The sequence below is a fragment of the Kitasatospora sp. NPDC097643 genome, assembly GCF_040302625.1.
Taxonomy (GTDB): Bacteria; Actinomycetota; Actinomycetes; order Streptomycetales; family Streptomycetaceae; genus Kitasatospora.
Genome location: NZ_JBEOSA010000050.1, coordinates 37,035 through 59,813 on the forward strand (window position 1 = coordinate 37,035; position 22,779 = coordinate 59,813).

Sequence of the window (22,779 nt, forward strand, 5' to 3'; positions counted from 1 at the left end):
ATGGCAGCGCGACGGCTCTTCGGCGGCGGCAAGCAGAGGGAGTACCTCCCCCCGACCCCGCACCCCAGTGGCGCACAGCCCCCGAAGATCCCCGGCGAGCTCGTCCCCAACCACGTGGCGATCGTGATGGACGGCAACGGCCGCTGGGCCAAGGAGCGCGGGCTGCCGCGCACCGAGGGCCACAAGGTCGGCGAGTCCGTCGTGCTGGACGTCCTCAAGGGCGCGATCGAGCTCGGCGTGAAGAACATCTCGCTGTACGCGTTCTCCACCGAGAACTGGAAGCGCTCGCCCGACGAGGTGAAGTTCCTGATGAACTTCAACCGGGACGTCATCCACCGCCGCCGGGACGAGATGGACGCGATGGGCGTGCGGGTCCGCTGGGCCGGCCGGATGCCCAAGCTGTGGAAGAGCGTCGTCCAGGAGCTCCAGGTCGCCGAGGAGCAGACCAAGAACAACGACGCCGTCACGCTCTACATGTGCGTCAACTACGGTGGCCGGGCCGAGCTGGCGGACGCGGCGCAGGCGATCGCTCGGGACGTCGCGGCCGGGCGGCTGGACCCGAAGAAGGTCAACGAGAAGACCCTGGCCAAGTACATGTACCACCCGGACATGCCGGACGTGGACCTGTTCCTGCGCCCCAGCGGCGAGCAGCGCACCTCCAACTTCCTGCTCTGGCAGTCCGCGTACGCCGAGTTCGTGTTCCAGGACGTGCTCTGGCCGGACTTCGACCGCCGCGACCTCTGGCGCGCCTGCGAGCAGTACGCGATGCGCGACCGCCGCTTCGGCGGGGCGATCCCGAACGAGGTCGACGCGCAGGTGGGGCTGCCCGCCCAGCGCTGAGCCGGACCGGCACACCAGCAGAGGGCCCGTGGGATTGCTCCCACGGGCCCTCTGCTCGCTTCGGCTCAGCCCTTCTTGGCGCACTCCGCGCAGGTGCCGAAGATCTCCAGGGTGTGCGCGATGTCGCTGAACCCGTGCTCGGCGGCGACCGAGTTGGCCCACCGCTCCACCGCCGGGCCCTCCACCTCGACGGTGGCGCCGCAGCTCCGGCAGACCAGGTGGTGGTGGTGCCCGCTGCTGCAACGCCGGTACACGGCCTCGCCGTCGGCGGTGCGCAGCACGTCCACCTCACCGGCGTCGGCGAGCGACTGGAGGGTGCGGTAGACCGTGGTCAGACCGACGGAGTCCCCGCGGTGCTTGAGCATGTCGTGGAGCTCCTGCGCGCTGCGGAAGTCCGCGATCTCGTCCAGGGCCGCCGAGACGGCGGCACGCTGCCGGGTCGATCGGGCGCGCGGCGACGGGCCTGCGGTGGTCACCGTGGGTCCTCCTGGGGTGGTTGGCGTCTCGCACCTCATTGTGCCAGCCCCGCCCGCCGCTCCGGTGTGGTCGCGTCAAGGGAACCCTGTGTGGGGAGTTGTCCCGGGAACTGGCCCGGGAGTTGGACGTCGCAGACCTGCGGCCCGGGTTCGCCGCCCGCCCGGTGGCGGCGCCGGGCGAGCGGCGCGGCGAGCAGGCTGAACACGGCGAACACCGCGATGGCGAGCAGCACGATGGCCGGGCCGGAGGGCACGTTGAGCTCGTACGAGCCGGTGACGCCGGCCAGCGCGACCACCACGCCGAGCGCGATCGAGGCCGCCTGGGTGGCGGCGAAGGAGCGGGTGAGCTGCTGGGCGGCCACCACCGGGACCACCATCAGGGCGCTGACCAGCAGCAGCCCGACCACCCGCATGGCGACGGTGACGGTGACCGCGGCCATCACCGCGAGCAGCAGGTTGAGCACCCGCACCGGGACGCCGGTGACCCGGGCGAAGTCCTCGTCCTGGCAGATCGCGAAGAGCTGGCGGCGCAGGCCGACGGTGACCGCGACGACCACCGCGCCGAGCACCGCGATGGCGGTGAGGTCGCCGGGGGAGACGGTCAGGATGGAGCCCCACAGGTAGCTCTCCAGCGAGCCGGCGCCGGCCTGCGCGGAGAGCGAGACGAGCAGCTTGCCGCAGGCCATGCCGCCGTAGAAGAGCATCGCGAGGGCGATGTCGCCGCGCTGGTTGCCGCGCGAGCGGACCAGTTCCATGACGACGGCGCCGAGCACGCAGACCAGCACGGCCATCCAGACCGGGCTGGTCTGGAAGACGAAGCCGAGGCCGACGCCGGTCATCGCGACGTGGCCCATGCCGTCGCCCATCAGCGCCTGGCGCCGCTGCACCAGGTAGATGCCGACGGCGGGGGCGGTGATCCCGACCAGGACGGCGGCGATCAGCGCGCGCTGCATGAAGTCGTAACTGAGCATCTCGGTCAGGTCGATCATGCGAGGAGCCTCGGCGGGGTGTGGTCGGCGTGCGGGTGGACGTGGTCGTGGCCGGGCAGTGCGTGCAGGCCGGTGTTGGGGACGGGCGGGCCGTCGTGCGCGACGCAGCCGTCGCGCAGCACCACGGCGCGGTCGATCAGCGGTTCCAGCGGCCCGAGTTCGTGCAGCACCAGCAGGACGGCGGCGCCGCGGGCGACCTCGGCGCGCAGGGTGTCGGCGAGCACCTGCTGGCTGTCGGCGTCCACGCCGGCCATCGGCTCGTCCATGATCAGCAGGTCGGGGGTGCCGACCAGCGCGCGGGCGATCAGCACCCGCTGCTGCTGGCCGCCGGAGAGGTCGGCGACGCCGTCCCCGGCCCGGTCCAGCATGCCGACGGCGGCCAGCGCGCGGTCCACCGCCGCGCGGTCCTTGCGGCGGAAGGGGAGGAGGCGGTGCTGCGGCAGCCGTCCGGTGGAGACCACCTCGCGCACGGTGGCGGGGACGCCGGAGGCGGCGGTGGTGCGCTGCGGGACGTACCCGATCCGGTGCCAGGCGCGGAAACCGGCGTACGGGACGCCGAACAGCTCCAGCGTGCCCCGCTCCAGCGGGACGGCGCCGATCACGGTCTTGACGGTGGTCGACTTGCCGGAGCCGTTGGCGCCGAGCAGGGCCACCACCTCGCCGGGCTGGACGGTGAGGTCGACGCCGCGCAGCACCGGCCGGCCGCCGCGGGAGGCGACGGCGCTGCGCAGGCGGACGGCCGGGGGGATCGGGCCTGCGGGTATCGGGCCCGGGGCCGTCGGGCCCGAGGGTGTCGGGTGGGTCATCTGCCGGTCCCGTCAGCTGGTGGCCGCGGGGGCGCCGGTGACGCCCAGGGCGGCCTGGAGGTTGGTGAGGTTGCGCTTCATCACCGTCAGGTAGTCGTCCTTGGCGGGGTCCTTGACGCCCTCCAGCGGGTCCAGGACGGCGGTCTTGAGGCCGAGGTCCTTGGCGACGGTGTCGGCGAGCTTGGGGCTGACCAGGGTCTCGAAGAAGATCGTGGTGACCCCGTTGTCCTTGGCGGCCTTCTGGACGTCGGCGAGGCGGGCCGGGGTGGGCTCGGACTCCGGGTCGACGCCGTTGATGGCGACCTGGGTGAGGCCGTAGTGGTCGGCGAGGTAGCCGAAGGCGGCGTGGCTGGTGACGAAGGTCCGGGTCCTGGCGTCCTTCAGCCCGGCCTGGAACTCCTGGTCCAGCGCGTCGAGCTTGCCGACCAGGGTGTCGGTGTTCTTCCGGTAGTCCTCGGCGTGGGCCGGGTCGGCCTTGGCGAACTCGTCGCCGACGCTCCTGGCGACCGCCGCGTAGCGGGTCGGGTCGAGCCAGATGTGCGGGTCGCCGGCCGGGCCCTCGTGCTGGTGGCCGTCGGCCCCGGCGCCCTCGTCGAGGTGGTGGTCGACCAGCGGGCTGGCGGCGACGGCGTCGACCTTGTGCTTGCCGGCGGACTGCTCGACCGCCTTGTCGACGGTGGGCTGGAGGCCCTTGAGGTAGACGATCGCGTCGGCCTTCTGGACGGTGGCGACCTGCTTGGCGGTGAGCTCCAGGTCGTGCGGCTCGACGCCCGCCGCGGTGAGGTCGGTGACGGCGACGTGGTCCCCGCCGATCTGCTGGGCGAGGAACTCCATCGGGTAGAAGGAAGCGACGACCTTGAGCTTGCCGTCCGCGCTCTGGGCGCTGCTGCTGCCACCGCAGGCGGTGAGGAGGAGGGAGGCGGTGAGGGCGGAGGCGGCGAGGGCTATGGAGCTGCGGGTGCGTCGTCCGATCATCATGACAATCATTCTCATCTCAGATGGAAATGATTGTCAAATCACTCGATTGGGTGAACGGCAGGTGGCGATGGGTGGCAGCGGCCGGACGATACCGATTTGAACCCCGTACCCATATGGCCGGTAACCTGAGGTATTCGGGTACGCGCAACCAGCCGTGCCCTGACCGTGCCGTACGTACTGAAGAGAGCACTGTGGCCGCCGACAAGATCGACACGATCGTCAGCCTGAGCAAGCGCCGTGGCTTCGTCTACCCCTGCAGCGAGATCTACGGTGGCACCCGCGCCGCCTGGGACTACGGACCGCTGGGCGTGGAGCTCAAGGAGAACATCAAGCGCCAGTGGTGGCGCGCGATGGTCCAGGCCCGCGAGGACGTCGTCGGACTCGACTCGTCGGTGATCCTCGCCCGCGAGGTCTGGGAGGCCTCCGGCCACGTCGCCACCTTCAACGACCCGCTGACCGAGTGCCTCTCCTGCCACAAGCGCCACCGGGCCGACCACCTGGAGGAGAAGTACGAGGCCAAGCACGGCTTCCCGCCGCCGAACGGCCTCAAGGACGTCAACTGCCCCGACTGCGGCACCAAGGGCCAGTTCACCGAGCCCAAGGACTTCTCGGGCATGCTGAAGACCCACCTCGGTGTCACCGAGGAGGCCAGCGGCCTCGCCTACCTGCGCCCCGAGACCGCCCAGGGCATCTTCACCAACTTCAAGGCCGTCCAGAGCACCTCGCGCCGGAAGCCGCCGTTCGGTATCGCCCAGACCGGCAAGAGCTTCCGCAACGAGATCACCCCCGGCAACTTCATCTTCCGCACCCGCGAGTTCGAGCAGATGGAGATGGAGTTCTTCGTCAAGCCGGGCGAGGACGACCAGTGGCACGAGTACTGGCTCCAGCAGCGCTGGGACTGGTACGTCGACCTCGGCCTGCGCACCGAGAACATGCGCTTCTTCGAGCACCCGAAGGAGAAGCTGTCCCACTACGCCAAGCGCACGGTGGACATCGAGTACCGCTTCAACTTCGGCGGCTCCGAGTTCTCCGAGCTGGAGGGCGTCGCCAACCGGACCGACTACGACCTGCGGGTGCACAGCGAGGCGTCCGGTCAGGACCTGAAGTACTTCGACCAGGAGTCCGGCGAGAAGTACTTCCCGTACGTCATCGAGCCGGCGGCCGGCCTCAACCGCGCCATGCTGGCCTTCCTGATCGACGCCTACTTCGAGGACGAGGCGCCCAACGCCAAGGGCGTCATGGAGAAGCGCGTCGGCATGCGCCTCGACCCGCGCCTGGCCCCGGTCAAGGTCGCCGTCCTGCCGCTGTCGCGCAACGCCGACCTGTCCCCGAAGGCCCGCGGCCTGGCCGCCGACCTGCGCACCGCGTGGAACGTCGAGTTCGACGACGCCGGCGCCATCGGCAAGCGCTACCGCCGCCAGGACGAGATCGGCACGCCGTTCTGCGTCACCGTCGACTTCGACACCCTCGAGGACAACGCGGTGACCGTGCGCGAGCGCGACACCATGGCGCAGGAGCGCGTCTCGCTCGACCAGGTGAAGTCGTACCTGGCGGCGCGGCTGATCGGCTGCTGACGTCGGTGTAGTTGTCGCGGGGAGCCCCCGTTCGCCTCTGCTGAGGGGCGGGCGGGGGCTCCTCCGCTTCTGCTGCTTCCGGATTTCCTACCGTCGGCCCCAGCGGGAGCTCTTCGGGGCGGTCGGGGTGGTCGGCAGGCCCTCGGTGCGCAGGGTGGCGAGGGTCGTGCGGTGCCGGGCCTCGTCGGCGTGCAGGGCTTCGAGGAGGTGCCCGTACAGCTCCGGGTGGCCGTCCAGCGCGGCCGCCAGCCGGACCAGTTCGACCGGCGGGCGCAGCGCGGCGAGCTCGTGCAGCAGCACCGCCGGCAGCGGGGCGGGCAGGTCCGTCGCCAGTGCGGCCAGGTCGGCCGTCGGCCGGCCGGCGGCCTGGCGCAGCAGCGTCCGGACGTCCTGGTGGCGGCCCGCGTGGTGCAACCCGGCCGCCAGGGTGGTCAGTTCGGGCGTCGGCGCCGACCCCCACTCCCACAGCAGGGTCGCGCCGTCCGCCACCTGCCCGGCCCGCTCCAGCGCCGCCAGCAGCGTGGGCAGGGCCGTCGCCGGGTAGCCCCAGAACGCGTGGAACAGCTCCGCCGCCTCCTCCGCCAGCCCGAGCTCGCGCAGCTCGGCCAGCACCGCCACCGCCCGCTCCGGAGTCGTCCGGGCGGCGTTCCGGGCCAGTTGCAGCGAACTGCCGGCCGGGCCGCTGCGGATGAGGACGGCGGCCAACTGCGCGGCGTCACGCGGCTGGAGGCGGATCGCGGCCTGCGTCAGCAGCTCCGCCGCCTCCGGGAAGGCTCCGCCGCGGTGCAGGGCGGACACCCGCTCGGCGAGGGCGCCGAGATCCGGGCTGAACACCCCCTCCGGCTCGGGTGCGGTTGCGGCGGGCTGCGGCTGCGGCTGCTGCTGGCTGCGCGGCGTGGGCTGGCGCAGGTACTGCTCCAACACCTGGAGCTGCTCGCTCAGTTGGAGACACCGCGCGCCCAGCCCCTCGCGCAGCGTCCGGGCCTGGCTGAGCTGGCGCAGCAGCTCCCCGTCCGGCTGCTGGCGGCCCGGCGTCGCCCGTATCGCCTCGTTCAGCCGGCGCTCCCGCTGGCCGGCGTAGCGGCTCGCGCGGAGTAACTCGTCCAGTTCCGCGCGGAGTTCGTGAGCGTGCTGCTCACTTGCCCGGTGTTGGCCTGCGGATTCCGCCGTCGTCGGCCGCATGCGCATGATCGCCCCACCCTGTCCATCTCGACCCTGACTGCGGGACATCCTGGCGTCGGTATGTGGCGGGGGAGTTAAGAGCGCACGACCAGTCGTGTGTGAGTGGTGTCAAGGAGCGCGCAGAGGGCGGCCGTTGTGAGAAGTGCGCCGGTCGCGCTCCGGAGGAGGGTCGCCTCGTAGTACGGGCCGGGGGCGAGTCTCAGGACGGCGTAGCCGACGGCGGCTCCGGCTGCTGCGACGGGGAGCAGGCGGAGCGGCCGGGCGGCCGGTGCGAGGACCACGAGGCCTGCGGCGGCGGCGAGTTGGGGCGTGCCGAAGTCGACGCCGTAGCGGATCGCGAGGGCCGGGACGAGGAAGAGGGCGAGCGCGCGGCCGAGTGTGTCGGCGAGGGCGGCGGTGTACGGGCCGGTGCTGCCTCGGCCCTGTGGCGCGAGGCGGGTGGCGACGAGGGCGGCGACGGCGAGGCCTGCTTCGACGAGGTGGTCGCCGAGGCGGGCGAGGTTGTAGAGCAGCACGGTGTCGTACAGGACCAGCATCAGGGTGCCGTACGCCCACAGGTCGATCGCGAACAGGACGACGCTGCGCCGCTGTCGGGGCGCTTCGCGGGCGGCGAGCCGCGCCAGCAGCGGGGGCGTGACGAGGGCGGAGGCGATGCGGATGGCGATGTCGTCCACCGTGTACGGGTTGCGCAGGTCCCACTCCACCGCGCAGAACGCCACCGTGTACGAGGCGGCGGCGAGCGGGAGCAGGGGAGAGGCGGCGACCCGGGCGGACAGGCCGCGGTCCAGCCGTCCGAGGACGGCGACGAACGCCAGCAGGACCAGGGGGAGTTCGAGGAACGCCTGCACACGGAGGGCGGTGGGCGCCAGCAGGCCTGGTAGCGGGCAGTGTGCCGCCAGCCAGTCGACGGCGGGATTCCCGCGCGGCACGTCGAACCAGCCGGGTGGCAGGTAGCGGGCGATGAACTCCGTGCTGCCGCCCTTGACACGCTGCACGTAGACGGCGAACAGCATTTGGTTGAGCAGGAACAGCGCGACGACGACGGCCAGCGCCGCGTCCGGCCCGAAGCGCCCCGGGCGCCCGGGCCGGACCTCGCGCCGCAACACCCTTGGGGCCAGGGCCAGTGCCGCTACGGTCGACACCGTGATGGTGGCGTCGAGGAGGGGGACGACCGGCCTCACTGCGCCGTCAGCCGGGCCCGCGCCTCCATCAGGGCGAAGCCCAGCAGGTTCTCCCCGCGCCACTCGTCCGGCCGCTCCGAGCGGATGTCGTCGGCGGCCAGACCGATGCCCCAGATCCGGTCCACCGGACTGGCCTCCACCAGCACCCGCTTCTCCGTTCCGAGCAGGTACGCGCGCAGCGCCTCGTCCTGGCCGAACTTGGCGACGTTGCCCGCCACGACGAGCTCGAACCGCCCGGCCGCCCAGGTCGCGTCGTCGAAGCCCTTGACCAGCCGCCCCAGCTTCTTCGCCTCGGCGGGCGTCCTGGCCTCCAGCACCCGCTTCGCGATGGCCTCGTCCCCGAACATCCGGGCCTTCCCGGCCATCATCCAGTGCTCGGCGCTGGCGTACGTCACGCCGTCCACGGTGAACTCGCACGGCCACCACTGGCTCAGCGCGCCCTGCCCGATCCGCCCGTCCTTCCTCGGCTGGTGCCCCCAGAACATCAGCCACTTCGGCCGGGTGCCGGCGGCGACGAGCGCGGCCAGCTCGGCCCGGTTCCGGGTGTCGACAGGGTCCCCCACGTGCATGTCGTTCATATCGTCATTCTGACACAAAGGGTCTGGCGGCTGCCAACCGTTTGATCAGGTCTGGTGGGCGCAGGCCCCCAGCTTCGGCCTGGGGTTAGCCCATCCCTGGCTCGGAGTCGCGAAGCGGCGTAGGTCGCCCCGTGTTGTCAGTGGCGTGCACTAGCTTGATCCGAGCAACCCAAGGGGGGTGTTCTCATGCTGTCCGGGCGACGTTACCGCCTCGAACTGACCGGTGATCAGGCCGAGTTGTGCGAGATGTTCGGCAGCATCTGCCGGTCGGTGTGGAACACCGCTCTGGAGCAACGCCGCTCGCCACACGGGCAGCGCGGTGCTGCTGGTCAACCCCGCGTACACGTCGCAAACCTGCCATGCCTGCGGGCATTGCGCACCGGAGAATCGCGAGAGCCAAGCGGTGTTCCGGTGCGTGGCCTGTGGGCACCAGGACCACGCCGATGTGAATGCCGCGAAGAACATCAAGGCCGCCGGGCAGGCGGTTGCAGGGCGTGGAGACCTCGGCACCGGCCGGTCCGTGAAGCGCCAACCACCGGCACGCCGCACCCGCACAGGGCGAAGCCCCCGCGCGGCACGTGCGGCCGGAATCCCCGTCCGTTAGGGCGGGGAGGAAGTCAATGCGCCGTATCGCGTGTACGGTCGCCGCCCGGCTTCTAGGATTTCCCGCACGCAGGCGGGGACATCGGGACGGGCGGGCATGGAACGGCAGGACACCCAGAACCAGTTCAGGGACAGCACGCTCACCGGGATGCTGGTCCAGGCCGGCCAGTTGAACTACTACCAGCAGGCGCCGGGTTCCGCTGACGGTGTCCAGCAGGACCGCTGGGTGGAGGCAGTCCGGGACTCGGCGGTCTGGCGGAAGGTCCCCGCCGAACACGCCGTCGAGCCTTACCTGCGGGAGGCCGCCCTCGTGGCCGGGCGGCTCGCGTTCCTGCGAGAGCAGGCCCAGCGGACCCTGGCCGCCGACCCCTGGCAGGACCCGGACTACGGCCGGCGCTTCCTCCACCAGGCCGAGGCCTACCTGCCGCCGGACCTCTACCCGGCCGAGGCCGCCCTGCTGGTCCTGGTGCCGCTGATCCACCACGTCTACCAGGCGGAGACGGCCGTCCGGCACCTCGGCGTGGACCCGGTCGACCTGAGCCTGGACACGGCGGCGGCATCCGGTGACCGGCTGGCTTATCAGCGCTCCATCGCCGACCAGGACATGCTGCTCGGCCGGGCCGCCCTGCGGCCCGAGGCGCGGGAGCCCATCGGGTGGTGGCTGTTCCACCGCTGGCTGCTGATCGACCGGGGAGGGCCGGGGGATCCGGGGCTTCCGGACCTCGTGGAGCGGATCGTTCCGCGGGGATCGCTGCTGGGGGAGGCCCTCCAGGCGACGCGGCTGCGCAAGCTGGTGTACGGGCTGCGGCGCGGCCCGGAGGTGTGCTCGCCGGAGTACCTGGACGAGCTCAAGCCGGACGACGCCCTGGGCGGTCCAGGTCGGCAGCGCGTGCGGGAACGGCGGCTCGGGCTGCTGCTCGCGCTCGCCCACGGGATGGCGATCGAACTGACGGCGCTGCCCGACATCATCGTCGACCACATCGGGATTCCGGAGGCCGTCGAGCCTGGGCAGTTGAGGGAGACGCTGGCGGGCGCGGCCTGGAAGGGGCCGGACGGGCTGCCGGTGCTGGACGCGGTGTACCACCACGGGGCCGTGAAGGAAGCGTTGGGGGAGCACATCGCCCGGCTGGACGAGATGTTGCACGGCATCCACCACGTGATCCCGGACCGGGTCGCCCAGTCCATGCCCGAGCTGCCGAAGCGGCTGTCGATGGAGGGTGTCACGCCGTCCGACCCGAAGATCGTCAACTGGGCCAAATTCCGGCTCGACGAGCGGCGGGTGCGGGACATGCTGATGGGCACGCAGCTCTACAAGGACCGCAACCTGGCCGTCCGCGAGCTGTACCAGAACGCCCTCGACGCCTGCCGGTACCGCGAGGCGCGGACGAAGTACCTGCGGGCGACCGGGTCTTCGGTCGGGGAGTACGAGGGCGAGATCAGGTTCGTGCAGGGGGAGGAGGACGGCCGGCCGTACCTGGAGTGCCAGGACAACGGTGTCGGGATGGGGGAGTCGCAGCTGCGGGGGGTGTTCTCGCAGGCGGGGGCGCGGTTCGCGGACCTCCCGGCGTACAAGCTGGAGGAGGCCGAGTGGGCGACGGTGACGCCGCCGATCGAGCTGTTCCCGAACAGCCGGTTCGGGATCGGGGTGCTGAGTTACTTCATGCTCGCCGACGAGATCCGGGTGACCACGTGCCGGATGGATCGGCGGACGGGGTTGCCGGGGCCGGTGCTGGAGGCGTCGATCTTCGGGCCGGGGCACCTGTTCAAGATCAGGGAGGTGGCGGAGAGAGGTGCGGGGCCGTACACCCATGTGCGGCTTTATCTCAGGGACGACCCCGATCGGGATCAGGCGTGGTCCTGCGTGGACGTGCTCTGCGAGGTGCTCGGCATTGCGGAGTTCACCACCAGGGCCGAGCACGGCAGCCGGGTGGAGGCGTGGGAGCGGGATGCCTTCGTCTACGAGAGGACTACCGACTCCGTGGGGCTGGCGCTCCGCTGGTCGGGCGCACCGGAAGGTGTGGATATCTTCTGGTGCGAAGGTCGGGGCACCTTGCTGGTCGACGGGCTTGTGGCTATGCCGCCCTCCAAGCCGGGCCCCTTGTCGACAGGCGAAAACCAGCCTTATGGACTGGTGATCAACTTGAGTGGGCGCTGTGCAGCAGTGCGCCTTTCGGTTGACCGGACCCAGGTACTGGAACACCTTCCCTCGGACCTCTCCAGCGTGATCGAAGACGCAGCGAGAGCTCTGGTGGCTGATCAGGCGCCCTTCGTCACCTACACGTGGCTGAACAGAATGTCCGGGGAGAGCCCCAGGCTTGCCGACGTGGTTGCGGACGCGTTGGTGGCGGTGGGGTCCCCCCTGAGGCACAACGGTGGGACGGTGGATCTCTGCTCGGTCGGAACCTTCGCGCCGGATTTGGAACTCGCGGCGGACTTCTTGACCGTTAGCCAGGGAAGCAGGGGGAGCGACTGGTGGGGAATGCCCGACCACATTTTCCTCTGGCGGGTCCTGGCCCATGGGGGCAGTGATCTCAGGGATGAACTCACCTCCTTGGTGCCTGAGTTGGCTGACATGTCAGGGCCGCTGCGGGCGATCCCTTCCGACCGGTATCTCCTGTCGGAAGGCATGGTCCTCTGGACCTGGCGCACTCGAGACGGCCGGTCGATCAGCTCCAACGTCGTCTTCGAGCACGTCGACCGAACGGGGTGGAGTCCTCGCGACGTAGCAGCCAGAGCGCATGCGCTCGGGGTACTTGACCTCGATCCGGCCGGGTTCGAATGGGCCGGCAACGCCTCAACCCGCCAGGAGGCGGCGCTGCTGGCTGCCGCACCGGGCCGGGGGCTCAGTAGTGCCGGAAAGATCGAGGCTGCGGATCTGGTGCCGATTCACCACTCGTTGGGTATTGGGCTGGCGGACGCGGCCCGTCGGCTGCGGCGTTACGGCTTCGATGCGCCGACAGGGCCTCTCCCGGAACACCTTCTTTCCGGCGAGACACTGAGGATGTTGAGCCGGAACCAGACGATTCGGCGCAACGGTTGGCTGCCGCGCAGTGAAGCGGTCCCACCCGGACACGTGATCCAGACAGCGCTTGCTCTGGGAGTGGACCCGCGTGAGGTTGTGGGGCGGCTCGAGGCCCTGGGGCGTCACGTCGAGTCGTTTGCTGTCCCGTCGCAGCTCGACCAGGACTTGGTCAAGCTGCTCAGTAGCGGTCTTGACGGCTGTTGGCCGTGGCTCAGTTCGAACTCGACGGTTCCACCAGGACACCTGCTTGCGGCTGAGAGCGAACTCGGTTTGGCGGACGGGGTAGCGGCTCGCACCTTGTCGGTGCTCGGCTTCCGGGTGCCACCCTTGCCGGAGCGGAGAAACCGGCAGGACCGAGACATTCTGGCGAGGCACGAGACGACGCACGTCAGTCCTGATGAACAAATGGAGTTCCGTCGGCTCTTTGCGATCGCGGAGCGCACGGGGGAGCCCTTGGCCGTGGTGGTCGACCGATTGGAGGCCTACGGGATTCCGGTGGGCCTGCGATTCCCGGGGCAGCCGCGAGGCCTGGACCAGCGGCTCCTGTCGACTCCCAATATGTCGACCATCGACAACTGGTGGTTCGGACTGAAGGTCGGCGAGACCGTGCCGTTCTACCGTGCGGTTGTTGCTGCGGGAGAGATTGGATGTCAGCCACACGAGGTGGCCGAGCGCTTGGCTTCCTACGGTGTGCCCGTGAGCAGGTTGGACCTGCCGGCAGGATTGGATCCTCGCCAGGCACATGTGCTGGGCCTGGAGAACACGTACTCCTTCTATCCGGAGGCGAACCAGCAGGGACAGCCGAACTCCCTGCCCTATCAAATTCGGGCGGCGCGTCGTGTCCACCTCTCCTTGGCTGAGACCAACTATTGGCTGCGCGAGCTGGGACTCGGCATCCCTGATGCAGCAGAGATCATCCGGGCGGCCCTGGCTCTTGTGCCCCGGGAACCCATGTAGCGGGGGGATGCTCTGCGGGGTGTCTGCGCTGGATTGCCGTGCTGAGGGTCGAGTTGACCAGCAGGGTCACGGTGCAGAGCGCGAGCAGGAAGAGCAGGTTCGCCGTGCCCGGGTCGTGGTGGCGGAGGGGGAGGGCGGCGAGCGCCCCGGCGCCGGTGCCGGTCGCGACGGAGAGTGCTGCGGTGGCGATCAGTGCGGCGCGGGGGCGGGTTGGTAACGTCACGATGCCTGTGGGGGAGGGGGGTTGACGTCCTCGGGGCGTGCGGTCCACTCGATGCCGCCGCCCGGCGGGCGGAGGTAGAACAGGCCCGCGATGACGTCCATCAGGATGCCGGACTGCTTTGTGCGGCTGTCGTGGACGAGGCTGCCGGGGGTGGGGGTGAAGGGGGCGGTGGTGGTCACGGGATGTCCCGGTGGTCGAGGCGGATGCTGATCAACTTGCCGTTGGCGCCGACGACTTTGGCGGCGAGGGGGATGCCGCCGGGCGCCCGGAGGGTGACGGACATGCCGACGGAGGGCTGCCAGGGCCCCTGGTCGGCCTGCTCGCGGCGGGCGCGGACGCCGGCGCGGAGGGTGTCGAGGATCTTGAGGACGACCGAGGTCGGAGCGGCGCCGAGGTCGATGAGGACCACGCCGGTGACGCTGGCGCACTGCCAGTCGATCCCGAGGGAGGGGAGTTCGGTCCCCGCGTAGGCGAGGGTCGCCTTGAGGTCGTCGAGGGCATCGGCGGCCTCGCGGCGGTCCTCGGCGGTGATCTTTCTCAGCATGGAAGCCATGGCGCTGCTCCTGGGAGGGTGACTTCTGGGATTGCCCTTCCAGATTGCCGCCTTGGCGATACGCTGTGGAACCAAATGGCCACAGCCCGTTGCCTGTAGGAATTTTGGGAGAGCGCGATGCCCAGGCCTGAAGCCATCCCCGGAGGGATGACTCCACGTGAGTACTACGGCTCCGAACTGCGGAGAATCCGCGAGGCCGTCACGCCGAAGCTGACCCAGGAGAAGCTCGGGGCGCTCGTCTTCGTTTCCGGCGGGTACATCGGGCAGTTGGAGGCGGCGGTGCGGGTGCCGCAGCTCGACCTGTCCCAGCGGATCGATGAGGCGCTTGCTACAGGTGGCGTGTTGGAGCGGCTGCACTCCCTGCTGGATTTCTCGCGGTTCCCTGACTACTTCAAGCATGCGAAGGAGTATGAGAGCCAGGCGATCAGTATCAGTGAGTTCGCGGCTCTCATCGTGCCGGGGGTATTGCAGACTCCGGACTATGCTCGCGCCATCTTCCTGGGGGCTGAACCGACGCGAACAGACGAAGAGCTGGAGCAGTTGGTCGCGGCGCGGATGGAGCGTTCCCGCATCGTCACGAATCCAGCAGGGCCAGTGCTGTGGTACGTCCTCGACGAGGCTGTCCTTCGGCGCGTCGTTGGGAGTCACGGCATTTCTGCTGCCCAACTGCGCTACGTCGCTGAGCTGGCTGCTCGCCGTCGCGCGATCGTTCAGGTGGTCACGTACGAGGCTGGTGCGCATGCGCTACTCGAAGGGCTGCTGTGCCTGATGACCTTCGCTGATTCCCCGCCCCTTGCTTATAGCGAAGGTCCGCACGCGGGTCAACTCCTCGACGATACTCGGTTGGTGGCCAGATGCCACCGGGCCTACGATCTCGTGCGGGCCGCTGCTTTGTCGCCGGAGGCGTCCCTGGCCCTGATCCTGTCGGCGGCGGAGGAGCATGAGAATGCGCAAGCTTGACCAGCCGCCCGCCCAATGGCGTAAGAGCAGTTACAGCGGCGGCAGTGGTGCCTCCTGCGTCGAGGTCGACGACGCCAACCCCGGCCGTGTGCGCGACTCCAAGGACCCCAACGGCCCGGCTCTCGCCTTCACCCCCGCCGCCTGGCAGTCCTTCGTGACCGCCGTCCGCGCGGGCGAGTTCGGTACCACCACCATCTGACCGCGCGGCCTTGGGCCCTGCGCCCAAGGCCGCCCACCCCGCCGGAGGCACCCGCATGGCCAGGCGTGACTACGAGGGCGACCCGGATGCCCCCAAGCCCAACAGCCTGGTGCCGGCCGCCTCGGTCGTCGTGGTCGACGGCCTCGGCCGGGTCCTGCTCCAGCGCCGTACCGACAACGGCATGTGGGCATTGCCGGGCGGGGTCATGGAGTTGGGCGAGTCCATCGCCGACTGCGGGATCCGCGAGACCCGTGAGGAGACCGGCGTCGACATTTCCATCACCGGCCTTGTAGGCACCTACACCAACCCGTCCCACATACTCGCCTACGACGACGGCGAGGTCCGCCAGGAGTTCTCGATCTGCCTCCTCGGCAAGCCGGTCGGCGGCGAACTCCGCACCTCCGACGAGTCGTTCGAGGTCGGCTGGTTCTCCCCGGCCGAAACGGACGGCCTGCCCATGGTCCCGAGCATCCGCAAGCGCCTCGCCGACTGGCGGAGCGGTCGATTCCCTGTCGTCCGCTAGGGAGCCGGGGCGTCCTCCTCCTCGTCGGACTTGATCCAGGCCAGCTGCTCATCGCTGAGCGGCGGGGTGAAGCCTGCGGGGAGCATCAGCATCCGGGGCTGTGGCCACATGCTCTCCGGCCCGTGGTCCCGGCAGTGCAGGGCGATGAGATGCGCCGGCCCGCCCTGGCATCCGGCGTCCCGGTAGTCGCAGCTGTGGGTCTGGCAGTAGTACCAGTAGTGCGTGCAGTCGTCATCCTCGGTGGGCTCGTAGAACTCGGGGTCGCGGACGACGACCGTCACGGGTTCCTGGAGGTTGTACGTGAGGATGGGGCGGGGGTCGCACCACAGCAGTCGGGGAGGAAGCACGGGGGCATTCTGCCGTGTGGTCAGCGGCCGGCTTCGTCGAGCAGCAGGTACAGCACGCCCACGAGGGTCGCGCTGCTGACGATCTCGTGGCGGTCGATCATGCCGCGCAGCTCGGCGAGCGGGATCCACTCGGTGCGTTCGACCGGCGGGCCGATGCGTTCGACCGGCTCGGCGCGGAAGACGAGGTGCTCGGAGTCGGTGGTTCCGTCGGCCGGTTGGGCGTAGACGAGGGGGCTGAGGCCGCTCACGCGCCAGCCGGAGTTCTCCAGGAGCTCGCGGACGGCGGCCTCGGCCGGCGTCTCGTGCGGCTGGATCGGTCCCGTGGGTAACTCCCAGGCCCAGGTGTCGGTCGCGCGCCGGTGCCGCCACCGCATCAGCACGCGCTCCTGGCCGTTCACGACGGCGGTCACGGCCAGGTTGTGCGGCTTGGCCACGTGCTGGGTCTCCCGGTGCATGGCTGCTGTGCCCCTCTCAAAGGCTAGGACTCGGACGGAGCTTTTCGGGCCGCGACCGCGAGCGCCAGGGCGGCCAGGCTGGCCGCCAGCAGCGGGACCAGGACGCCGAGGGCGGGTGCGCTCTCCAGGGTGTGGAAGATCCGGCGGGTGCCGACGACCGCCAGCAGCCCGGTGCCCAGGGCCGTGCCGATGACGAACCCCGACGTGACCGGCTTCCCGCGCCGCACGCGCATCGCGGCGTAGGCCCAGAACCAGGCTCCCGCCGCCGCCACCGTGAGGATCATCAGGCCGCTGATCGTCACGACCAGGCTGTTCAGCTGCTCCGTCTCGTACTCCGCCGCGCCCCACTCCGACCGGGGCGGCAGCGCGTCGACGTTGACCGGGGACGGCCGCGCCGCCATCGCGTAGAAGGGTGCGATGCCCCAGAGCCCCGCTCCGCCCAGCAACAGCCGCGAGGCCGTGGGTCGGGCGACGAGGCGGGCTGCGAGTTCGGCTGGCATGACGGTTCCCCCGGATGTGCGGTGCGGACGATTCGAGCCTCACCGACGGGGCCGTCCCACCACATGAGTACGCGTACTCACTCTGCCCGGACTGATGGCACCTCAAGACCTCGTCCCGGCCCGACTGATACGCGCCGGGTGCTACGTGGCGCGTACTTCGTGCCACGTAGTATGGTGCGGCGTCAGAACGAAGCGAAAGGGGACGCCATGCAAGCCAACGACGCCCAGACGCTGGTGCTTTGCGCACTCGCCGACGGGCCGCTGCACGGGTACGCGATCAACACCGCCATCGAGGAGCTGACCGGCGAACGCCTCGGCCCGGGCAGCCTGTACGGCGCGCTGACCCGGCTGGAGTCCAAGCAGCTGATCGAGTCGCTCGACGGCCAGGGGCGCCAGCGCCCGGTACGGCTGACGCCCCGGGGGCGGGAGGTGCTGGAGCGCGAACTGCGCACCATGGCCCGGGTGGCGAACGTCGGGCTGCGGCGCCTGGGGGTGAACCCGGCGTGAGCGTCGTCGCCCGGAGCCTGGTCAGGCTCTACCCGGACGCCTTCCGTGAGCGCTGGGGCGCCATGGTGGAGGACGAGGCCCGGGGTGCGGGCTGGAAGTCGTGGCCCAACCTGGTGGTGGGGATCGTCGACATGTGGCTGCACCCCGCGCTCTGGCCCGCCGACTCCCGCACCCAGCGGCAGCGGCGGGTGGCGACGATGGGCATCACGGTCGCCCTCGCCGCCTGGTTCCTCAGCCACCTCGCCGCCGAGCAGGCCGACCCGGGTGGCCCGGGCGGCCCCGGTGACGGGCTCTCCGCCTACGGTGCCCGCGGCGCGATCATGCACGTCAGCACCACGCTCCTGCTGCTCGGCATCGCCCTGGTCGCACCCCGGCCCCGACCGACCGTGGGCGCCGTCGTGACGCTGCTGCGCTGGGCGCTGCGCCGCCTGGCCGTACCGACGGCCTTCGGGACGACCGCCGTGCTCGTCGTGCACAGCGGCATCGACACCTCGCCGCCCACCCTGCGCACCGCCGTGATCGCCGGCTGGTGGATCGCCCTCGGGCTGGGCGCGATCCAGATCCCGCGGATCTTCACCGGGGTCGGCGCGGACGTGGTCGTCCCGCCGGGCACCGGGCGGCTCCGCCTCGGCGTGTCCGCTCTGGCCGCCGCCAGCGCGACCGGCGGCGCGACCATCCTCGGGGTCTCGCTGGCCGGTGGCGTGTTCCACCCGCTCGGCGCGGCGGTCGGGGCGGGGCTGCTCCTGCTCACGGCGGTCTGCGCGGGCACCCTGCGGGACCTGCGGGCTCTGCCCCCGGCGAGCTGAAGCCGTGCCGATCCCACTCCCGGGCCGGTCGAACTCCGGCCCGACCGAACTCCGGTCCGCACCGCACCACTTGGACGGTGAACATGCCCGACCTGCTGCACTCGCTCTACACCCGCCGCCTGCGCCGCCAGGTGATGGCGGGCCCGCTGCCCGGACACGTCGGGCTGATCATGGACGGCAACCGCCGCTGGGCCCGGGCGATGGGCCTGACCGACCCCGGTGTCGGCCACCGGCGCGGCGCCGAGCACGTCGAGGAGGTGCTGTCCTGGTGCCAGGCGCTCGGGGTCCAGCACGTCAGCGTCTTCGTCTGCTCGACCGAGAACCTGCAACGCCGCGACGACGCCGAAGTCGCCTACCTGATGGCGCTGATCGAGCAGGTGGTGGCCGACCGGCTGACCGTGCCCGACCCGCACTGGCAGGTCCACCTGGCCGGCTTGATCGACGCCCTGCCGGAGAGTACGGCCCGCGCCCTCAAGGGGGCGGTCGAGGCCACCCGCACCTGCGCCACCGGCGCGACCGTCACCCTGGCGGTCGGCTACGGCGGCCGCCAGGAGGTGGTGGAGGCGCTGCGCGAGCTGATGTACACGCGCGCCGACGCCGGCGCGTCGCTGACCGAGGTCGCCGACAGCCTCACCGTCGAGTCCATCGAACCGCACCTGTACACCGCCGGCCGTCCGCACCCCGACCTGGTCATCCGCACCAGCGGCGAGAAGCGGCTGTCGAACTTCCTGCTCTGGCAGAGCGCCTACTCCGAGCTGTACTTCTGCGACGCCTACTGGCCGGCCTTCCGCGAACTCGACTTCCTGCGCGCCGTCCGCAGCTTCGCCGCCCGCCAACGGCGCTACGGCGGCTGAGCACCGGGCCGACCCGAAGCGGAGGACTCCATGACGGCGGCCCCGTGCCCACCGGGGTTGACCGGTGGGCGCGGGGCCGCCGCCGTGCTGCTGTGACCCGTCTGCTGGGGCTCAGCCGATGGAGCGGGGGAGGTGGGTGGTCAGGTAGAGGACGGTGAGGGAGCCGAGGAACTGGAGGCCCAGGCAGAGGGCGAGGGCGTCGGCGGTGCCGAGGGTGGGGGCGAGGGACAGGTAGAGGGTGCCGAGGGTGGCGACGCCGAGGGCGAGGCTGGACTGCTGGCTGGTGGCGAGCACGCCGCTGCCGACGCCGGCCCGGGCGGCCGGGACCTTGGAGAGCACGATCCGGAACAGCGGGGTGCCGATCAGGCCCTGGCCGATGCCCGCGAGGGCGACGCCGGGGGCCATCCGCAGCGGGGAGAAGTGGCCCCAGTCGGCGAGGACGGTGACGGCGAGGGTGGCGAGCCCGGTGGCCTGGACGGCCGCGCCGGCGGTGAGGATCCGGCTGCCGAAGCGGCCGATCAGCCGGGGGCTGGCGAGGGAGGCGGTGAAGTAGCCGACGGCCATCGGGACGAGCGCCCAGCCCGCGGCGACCGGGCCGAGGTGCAGGCCCTGCTGGAGGGCGACGGCGATGACGAACATGAAGCCGCCGAAGCCGCCGAAGAAGGGGAGGGCGATGCCGAGGCCGCGCCGCATCTCGGGGATGCGCAGCAGGCTCGGCGGCACCAGCGGGGTGGCGCCGCGCCGTTCGGCCCGGCGTTCGACGGCGGCGAAGGCGAGGGCCAGGACGGGGAAGAGGCCGAGCAGCACCCAGGACCAGAGCGGCCAGCCGGCGGCGCGGCCCTCCATCAGCGGGACGAGCAGGGCGAGCAGCGCGGCGGTGAGCAGCAGGGTGCCGGGCACGTCGATGCGGGAGGCCTGGGCGGCGCGGCTCTCGGGGACGAAGCGGACCGCGAGGACCACGGCGAGCAGCGCGAACGGCACGTTGAGCAGGAAGACGGAGCGCCAGCCGGTGCCGAACACGTCGGCGGCGACGAGCATCCCGCCGAGCACCTGCCCGATGACGACGGAGATGCCGCCGACGGCCCCGTACACGCTGAGCGCGCGGCCGCGCCGGGCGCCGTCGGTGGCGGCGGTGATGGTGCCGAGGACCTGCGGGATCAGCAGCGCGGCCGAGGCGCCCTGGGCGGCGCGGGCGGCGACCAGCGACCACGCTCCGGGGGCGAGGCCGCAGGCCAGCGAGGTGAGGGCGAAGGCGGCGGCGCCGATGACGAAGAGCCGGCGGCGGCCGAAGATGTCGCCGAGGCGCCCGCCGAGGACGAGCAGGACGGCGAAGGCGATGCCGTAGCCGGCGGCGACGAGTTCGAGGACGGCGGGCCCGGCGGCCAGGTCGTGGTCGATGGTGGGCAGCGCGACGTTGACGATGAAGAAGTCGAGCATCGGCAGGAAGGCCCCGAGCAGTACGGTGACCAGCCCGGCGGTGCCGAGGGACGGGGCGCCGGCGGAGCCGGGGGCGGAGGGGGCAGAGGGGGCGGAGGGGGCGGCGGCCGCGGTGCCGGGGGTGGTGGCGGTGCGGACGGGTGTGGGGGCGACGGCGAGTTGTTGGGTCACGGGTCATACGATGCGCCCACCCGTACCCTGGTACCAGATACAGGTTATCCAGGTATAAGAAGTACCTGGCAACAGGATGAGCCCTGCCGCATCCTAGGAGTATGAGCCTCACCACCCCCACGGCCCAGGGCCCCGTCCCGAACGCCCACGCCCCCGCGGACGCCCGCCGCCACGAGCTGGCCGCCTTCCTGCGCAGCCGCCGTGAGCGGATCTCCCCGGAGCAGGTGGGCCTGCCGATGACCGGGCGCCGCCGGACGCCGGGGCTGCGCCGGGAGGAGGTGGCGCAGCTCGCAGCGGTCGGGGTCACCTGGTACACGTGGCTGGAGCAGGGGCGGGACATCCAGGTGTCCACCCAGGTGCTGGACGCGGTGGCCCGGGCGCTGCTGCTGGACCCGAGCGAGCGCGCGCACCTGTTCACCCTGGCGGGGGCGGAGGATCCGGTGCCGGCGGTGGAGTGTTCGACGGTCGGCCCGAGCGTGCGGCTGGTGCTGGAGCAGATGGCGCCGTTCCCGGCGGCGGTGGTCAACGCCCGTTACGACGTGCTCGCGTACAACGCCCAGTACACCGGGATCGTGGGCGATCTGGCGGCGCTGCCGTTCGAGGACCGCAATCTGATGTGGCTGGCGTTCACCCCGTCGTACTTCCGCGACGCGCTGGTGGACTACCGCATGGAGCGCGACGTGATGGTGGCCAGGTTCCGCGGGGCGATGGGGGACCACAGTGCGGAGCCGGCCTGGAAGACGCTGCTGGCCCGGCTGCGCAAGGCCTCGCCGGACTTCGAGGCGGCCTGGCAGCGGCACGACGTGCAGCGGGCGGGGAACGGGATGAAGCGGTTCCAGGTGCCGGGCGTGGGGCTGCTGCACTGCGACTACACGAGCTTCTGGCTGGGGCCGCGGCAGGGGGCGGCGCGGTTGATCGCGTACACCCCGCACGACGAGGAGACCCGCGCGCTGATGGACCGGCTGCCGACCGAGGCGTAGCGGCGCCGGGCGTAGCGGCAACAGGGCGTTGTGGCTCAGCTCTGACGGACGGCGGCGTCCCGCCCGAGCAGCAGGCACACGGCGGCCAGCGGCAGTTCGACGCCGAACGCCATCACCAGCGCGGCGAGCACCGCGTGGCCCGGGCCGGCGGAGGCGATGTCGGCCAGCGCGTCGCCGACCAGCAGCACGGCGACGACCGCGCCGGCCCAGACGGCGGCGGCGCTGCGCCGGCGCAGCAGGGCGTCGAGCGAGAGCAGCGCGGCGAACTCCAGCAGGTCGAGGACGACCCACGGGGTCTCGTGGCAGACGGCGAGGATGGCCAGCCAGGGCAGCAGTCCGACGGCGGCCATGGCGGGTACCCGGGCGAACCGGGCGGGCAGGGCCGGGCGGGCGTACGCGGAGCCGGCGAGAACGGCGGTGCTCATGCGGCACGCCCGATCCGACGCGCCCGCTGCGCCCGCTGCGCCCGCTGAGCCCGCACCCGCTCCAGCGGCTGACGCTCGGTCATGTCACCGCCGGGGTGCCGGACCAGCACCGCGGCGAACGGCCCCTCGGCCCAGGCGAGCCAGAACTGCCCGGCGACCGGGACCACCTCGGCGGCGACGGCCGTCCGACCGGCGACCGCCGCCCGGCCGAAGCGGGGCAGCCAGGCCGGCCGCCCGGTGGTGAACGCCACCGAGGGCGCCGAACCGTCGGCGGCCAGCCGGCCCCAGGCGAGCACGTGCGAGGCCCGCCCGGCGGCGGGGCTGCGGCGTGCACCGCGCAGCAGCTGCGGGGTGAGCCGGGCGGCGACCAGCACGTCGGCCAACTCGCCGTGCTGGTACACCTCCAGGGCGGCGCGGCGGCGGCCGGAGGCCAGCACGCGCACCGACCAGGGACCGGCCCCGACCGTCAGCGTCCCCTCCGGACCGTTCCCCGCCGCCGGCGCACCCGCCGCCGGCGCACCCGCCGCCTCCGCCGTCAACCCACCGTCGACCGCGCGGAGTGCGCCGGCCTCGGGGACACCCCCGTGGCTCCCGGGGCCGGGCCGCCCGTGCGGCGGAGTGGCGGAGTGCGATGCAGTGCTCGTCATGCCGAC

At 71.5% G+C, this 22,779-nt stretch carries 26 protein-coding genes and 1 pseudogene; 12 read left to right on the forward strand and 15 right to left on the reverse strand.

Annotated features, from left to right (window positions below; all coding sequences use genetic code 11):
- The gene (locus ABTY15_RS27385) at nucleotides 1-840 is read left to right on the forward strand and encodes an isoprenyl transferase (protein WP_350600931.1); all 840 of its coding nucleotides are present in this window, start codon (nucleotides 1-3) and stop codon (nucleotides 838-840) included.
- Nucleotides 841-905: 65 nt separating this feature from the next.
- On the opposite strand, the gene ABTY15_RS27390 is transcribed toward ABTY15_RS27385, so the two are convergent.
- Genes ABTY15_RS27390 through ABTY15_RS27405 form a run of 4 tightly spaced genes read right to left on the reverse strand, consistent with a single transcriptional unit; the run spans nucleotide 906 to nucleotide 4,086 of the window.
- Nucleotides 906-1,316, reverse strand: a complete 411-nt coding sequence (locus ABTY15_RS27390; RefSeq protein WP_350600935.1) for a Fur family transcriptional regulator — start codon at nucleotides 1,314-1,316, stop codon at nucleotides 906-908.
- 35 nt (nucleotides 1,317-1,351) lie between these two features.
- Entirely contained in the window at nucleotides 1,352-2,305 is a 954-nt protein-coding gene (locus tag ABTY15_RS27395; RefSeq protein WP_350600939.1) for a metal ABC transporter permease, read from the reverse strand.
- Nucleotides 2,302-3,111 carry a metal ABC transporter ATP-binding protein gene (locus tag ABTY15_RS27400; protein ID WP_350600943.1) on the reverse strand — a complete coding sequence of 270 codons (810 nt, stop codon included), beginning with the start codon at nucleotides 3,109-3,111 and terminating at the stop codon, nucleotides 2,302-2,304. Before ABTY15_RS27400 ends, ABTY15_RS27395 begins: the two co-directional genes overlap by 4 nt.
- Before the next feature lie 12 nt (nucleotides 3,112-3,123).
- The gene (locus ABTY15_RS27405; RefSeq protein WP_350601022.1) at nucleotides 3,124-4,086 is read right to left on the reverse strand and encodes a metal ABC transporter substrate-binding protein; all 963 of its coding nucleotides are present in this window, start codon (nucleotides 4,084-4,086) and stop codon (nucleotides 3,124-3,126) included.
- A gap of 194 nt (nucleotides 4,087-4,280) precedes the next feature.
- Between ABTY15_RS27405 and ABTY15_RS27410 the strand changes: the two genes are divergently transcribed.
- Entirely contained in the window at nucleotides 4,281-5,663 is a 1,383-nt protein-coding gene (locus ABTY15_RS27410) for a glycine--tRNA ligase (RefSeq protein ID WP_350600947.1), read from the forward strand.
- Nucleotides 5,664-5,750: 87 nt separating this feature from the next.
- Here ABTY15_RS27410 and ABTY15_RS27415 read toward each other — a convergent pair whose 3' ends face one another.
- From ABTY15_RS27415 to ybiA, 3 genes are all read right to left on the reverse strand, one after another.
- Nucleotides 5,751-6,851, reverse strand: a complete 1,101-nt coding sequence (locus ABTY15_RS27415) for a hypothetical protein (RefSeq protein ID WP_350600951.1) — start codon at nucleotides 6,849-6,851, stop codon at nucleotides 5,751-5,753.
- 68 nt (nucleotides 6,852-6,919) lie between these two features.
- A complete protein-coding gene (locus ABTY15_RS27420; protein WP_350600954.1) occupies nucleotides 6,920-7,987 on the reverse strand; it encodes a hypothetical protein in 1,068 nt (355 codons plus the stop codon).
- Nucleotides 7,988-8,022: 35 nt separating this feature from the next.
- Entirely contained in the window at nucleotides 8,023-8,604 is a 582-nt protein-coding gene (gene ybiA, locus ABTY15_RS27425) for a riboflavin biosynthesis intermediates N-glycosidase (protein WP_502893602.1), read from the reverse strand.
- A gap of 186 nt (nucleotides 8,605-8,790) precedes the next feature.
- Here ybiA and ABTY15_RS27430 point away from each other — a divergent pair.
- The 3 genes and pseudogenes from ABTY15_RS27430 to ABTY15_RS27440 form a co-directional block, all read left to right on the forward strand.
- Nucleotides 8,791-8,862: pseudogene (locus ABTY15_RS27430) on the forward strand (hypothetical protein); the annotation flags it as partial.
- Complete coding sequence (locus ABTY15_RS27435; RefSeq protein ID WP_350600957.1) at nucleotides 8,828-9,208, forward strand: zinc ribbon domain-containing protein; 381 nt, start codon at nucleotides 8,828-8,830, stop codon at nucleotides 9,206-9,208. The pseudogene ABTY15_RS27430 and the gene ABTY15_RS27435, both read left to right, overlap by 35 nt.
- Nucleotides 9,209-9,304: 96 nt before the next feature.
- Nucleotides 9,305-13,186: a wHTH domain-containing protein gene (locus ABTY15_RS27440; protein ID WP_350600959.1), complete on the forward strand. Its 3,882-nt coding sequence runs from the start codon at nucleotides 9,305-9,307 to the stop codon at nucleotides 13,184-13,186.
- Nucleotides 13,187-13,405: 219 nt separating this feature from the next.
- On the opposite strand, the gene ABTY15_RS27445 is transcribed toward ABTY15_RS27440, so the two are convergent.
- Entirely contained in the window at nucleotides 13,406-13,588 is a 183-nt protein-coding gene (locus ABTY15_RS27445; protein WP_350600962.1) for a hypothetical protein, read from the reverse strand.
- The gene (locus tag ABTY15_RS27450; RefSeq protein WP_350600965.1) at nucleotides 13,585-13,962 is read right to left on the reverse strand and encodes a hypothetical protein; all 378 of its coding nucleotides are present in this window, start codon (nucleotides 13,960-13,962) and stop codon (nucleotides 13,585-13,587) included. Before ABTY15_RS27450 ends, ABTY15_RS27445 begins: the two co-directional genes overlap by 4 nt.
- A gap of 117 nt (nucleotides 13,963-14,079) precedes the next feature.
- On the opposite strand from ABTY15_RS27450, the gene ABTY15_RS27455 reads away from it, so the two are divergent.
- The 3 genes from ABTY15_RS27455 to ABTY15_RS27465 are packed head-to-tail and all read left to right on the forward strand — an operon-like array spanning nucleotide 14,080 to nucleotide 15,644.
- Entirely contained in the window at nucleotides 14,080-14,922 is an 843-nt protein-coding gene (locus ABTY15_RS27455) for a helix-turn-helix domain-containing protein (protein WP_350600968.1), read from the forward strand.
- Nucleotides 14,909-15,121, forward strand: coding sequence for a DUF397 domain-containing protein (locus tag ABTY15_RS27460; protein WP_350600969.1), 213 nt, complete (start codon nucleotides 14,909-14,911; stop codon nucleotides 15,119-15,121). Before ABTY15_RS27455 ends, ABTY15_RS27460 begins: the two co-directional genes overlap by 14 nt.
- Nucleotides 15,122-15,176: 55 nt before the next feature.
- Nucleotides 15,177-15,644 (forward strand): NUDIX domain-containing protein, encoded by a 468-nt coding sequence (locus ABTY15_RS27465; protein ID WP_350600970.1) that lies wholly within the window; start codon nucleotides 15,177-15,179, stop codon nucleotides 15,642-15,644.
- Here the strand turns inward: ABTY15_RS27465 and ABTY15_RS27470 are convergent.
- Genes ABTY15_RS27470 through ABTY15_RS27480 form a run of 3 tightly spaced genes read right to left on the reverse strand, consistent with a single transcriptional unit; the run spans nucleotide 15,641 to nucleotide 16,946 of the window.
- Complete coding sequence (locus tag ABTY15_RS27470; RefSeq protein ID WP_350600971.1) at nucleotides 15,641-15,991, reverse strand: hypothetical protein; 351 nt, start codon at nucleotides 15,989-15,991, stop codon at nucleotides 15,641-15,643. The two genes, ABTY15_RS27465 and ABTY15_RS27470, sit on opposite strands and share 4 nt — an antisense overlap.
- Before the next feature lie 20 nt (nucleotides 15,992-16,011).
- A complete protein-coding gene (locus ABTY15_RS27475) occupies nucleotides 16,012-16,446 on the reverse strand; it encodes an NUDIX hydrolase (RefSeq protein ID WP_350600973.1) in 435 nt (144 codons plus the stop codon).
- Between the two features lie 23 nt (nucleotides 16,447-16,469).
- Nucleotides 16,470-16,946 carry a hypothetical protein gene (locus ABTY15_RS27480; protein WP_350600977.1) on the reverse strand — a complete coding sequence of 159 codons (477 nt, stop codon included), beginning with the start codon at nucleotides 16,944-16,946 and terminating at the stop codon, nucleotides 16,470-16,472.
- Nucleotides 16,947-17,153: 207 nt separating this feature from the next.
- On the opposite strand from ABTY15_RS27480, the gene ABTY15_RS27485 reads away from it, so the two are divergent.
- From ABTY15_RS27485 to uppS, 3 genes are all read left to right on the forward strand, one after another.
- The gene (locus ABTY15_RS27485; RefSeq protein ID WP_350600978.1) at nucleotides 17,154-17,453 is read left to right on the forward strand and encodes a PadR family transcriptional regulator; all 300 of its coding nucleotides are present in this window, start codon (nucleotides 17,154-17,156) and stop codon (nucleotides 17,451-17,453) included.
- Nucleotides 17,450-18,259 carry a hypothetical protein gene (locus ABTY15_RS27490; RefSeq protein ID WP_350600980.1) on the forward strand — a complete coding sequence of 270 codons (810 nt, stop codon included), beginning with the start codon at nucleotides 17,450-17,452 and terminating at the stop codon, nucleotides 18,257-18,259. The genes ABTY15_RS27485 and ABTY15_RS27490 overlap by 4 nt, the downstream gene beginning before the upstream one ends.
- 77 nt (nucleotides 18,260-18,336) lie before the next feature.
- A complete protein-coding gene (gene uppS / locus ABTY15_RS27495) occupies nucleotides 18,337-19,113 on the forward strand; it encodes a polyprenyl diphosphate synthase (RefSeq protein ID WP_502893603.1) in 777 nt (258 codons plus the stop codon).
- A 111-nt stretch (nucleotides 19,114-19,224) separates the two neighbouring features.
- On the opposite strand, the gene ABTY15_RS27500 is transcribed toward uppS, so the two are convergent.
- Nucleotides 19,225-20,721 (reverse strand): MFS transporter, encoded by a 1,497-nt coding sequence (locus ABTY15_RS27500; protein ID WP_350600988.1) that lies wholly within the window; start codon nucleotides 20,719-20,721, stop codon nucleotides 19,225-19,227.
- A gap of 101 nt (nucleotides 20,722-20,822) precedes the next feature.
- Between ABTY15_RS27500 and ABTY15_RS27505 the strand changes: the two genes are divergently transcribed.
- Nucleotides 20,823-21,701 (forward strand): helix-turn-helix transcriptional regulator, encoded by an 879-nt coding sequence (locus tag ABTY15_RS27505; protein ID WP_350600991.1) that lies wholly within the window; start codon nucleotides 20,823-20,825, stop codon nucleotides 21,699-21,701.
- A gap of 35 nt (nucleotides 21,702-21,736) precedes the next feature.
- Here the strand turns inward: ABTY15_RS27505 and ABTY15_RS27510 are convergent, their stop codons facing one another.
- Nucleotides 21,737-22,126: a hypothetical protein gene (locus ABTY15_RS27510; protein WP_350600993.1), complete on the reverse strand. Its 390-nt coding sequence runs from the start codon at nucleotides 22,124-22,126 to the stop codon at nucleotides 21,737-21,739.
- Complete coding sequence (locus tag ABTY15_RS27515; RefSeq protein WP_350600998.1) at nucleotides 22,123-22,773, reverse strand: hypothetical protein; 651 nt, start codon at nucleotides 22,771-22,773, stop codon at nucleotides 22,123-22,125. The genes ABTY15_RS27510 and ABTY15_RS27515 overlap by 4 nt, the downstream gene beginning before the upstream one ends.
- Nucleotides 22,774-22,779 lie beyond the last annotated feature (6 nt).